General features: G+C 64.3%; 1 protein-coding gene. It reads right to left on the bottom strand.

Annotated elements, in window-relative coordinates; all coding sequences use genetic code 11:
* Window positions 1-264: class I SAM-dependent methyltransferase (locus tag ACTFO6_RS18460; RefSeq protein WP_439935832.1), on the bottom strand; the 264-nt coding region annotated here is incomplete at its 3' end.
* Window positions 265-297: the final 33 nt, after the last annotated feature.

Genomic DNA, 297 nt, shown 5'->3' with positions numbered 1-297 from the left:
CTGCAGCGTTTGCGCGCAGAGCACCACGGTGAACTCCGCTTCTCCAAAGGGCAGCTCGTAGGCGGTTTTTACAACCCACTCGATGGGTGCACTTGCGACGGGAGGGAGTGCTTGCGCAACATCGATCATGCCTGCATTCACATCCACCGCGGCCACCCGCCCCGCTGGACCGACTTTCTCCGCGGCGCAACGCGCCGCTGCACCGGTGCCACAACCAACATCCAGCACCGCTTCACCCGCTTGTAGTGCGGCGAACTCGACCAAAGCCCGGGCCGCCGGTCCGAGAATGGTCAGGAC

Source organism: Pelomicrobium sp. G1 (genome assembly GCF_051905455.1).
Lineage (GTDB): Bacteria > Pseudomonadota > Gammaproteobacteria > Burkholderiales > UBA6910 > Pelomicrobium.
The sequence above is the reverse complement of the archived record's forward strand: the minus strand, read 5'-3'. Positions and strand labels throughout refer to the sequence as shown.